General features: G+C 65.4%; 1 protein-coding gene. It reads right to left on the minus strand.

The window, feature by feature from the left end; all coding sequences use genetic code 11:
* A partial coding sequence (locus AC1D15_RS36250) for a GTP-binding protein (RefSeq protein WP_477829894.1) occupies nucleotides 1-592 on the minus strand: 592 nt, incomplete at both ends.

Genomic DNA, 592 nt, shown 5'->3' on the forward strand with positions numbered 1-592 from the left:
CCCTTCTTCAGTTCGCCGTCGACCACGCGCACCAGCATCACGACGCCGACGTAGTTGTCGAACCACGAATCGATGATCATCGCTCGCAGCGGCGCGTCGGGGTTGCCCTGGGGTGGCGGCATGCGGGTGATCACCGCCTCGAGGATGTCGTCGATGCCCTCGCCGGTCTTCGCGCTGCACGGAATCGCATCGGTCGCGTCGATGCCGATCACGTCCTCGATCTCGTCCTTCGCGCGCTGCGGATCGGCTTGCGGCAGGTCCATCTTGTTCAGCACCGGGATCACGTGCACGCCGAGTTCGATCGCGGTGTAGCAGTTGGCGACAGTCTGCGCCTCGACACCCTGGCTCGCGTCGACCACCAGCAATGCGCCCTCGCAGGCCGACAGCGAGCGGCTCACCTCATACGAGAAGTCGACATGCCCCGGCGTGTCGATCAGGTTCAGCTGGTAGGTCTTGCCGTTGCGCGCCTGGTAGGTGAGCGCGGCGGTCTGCGCCTTGATCGTGATGCCGCGCTCGCGCTCGATGTCCATCGAGTCGAGCACCTGCGCTTCCATCTCGCGATCGCTCAATCCACCGCAGCGCTGGATGAGCC

It is taken from the genome of Rhizobacter sp. P2_H2 (assembly GCF_056403375.1).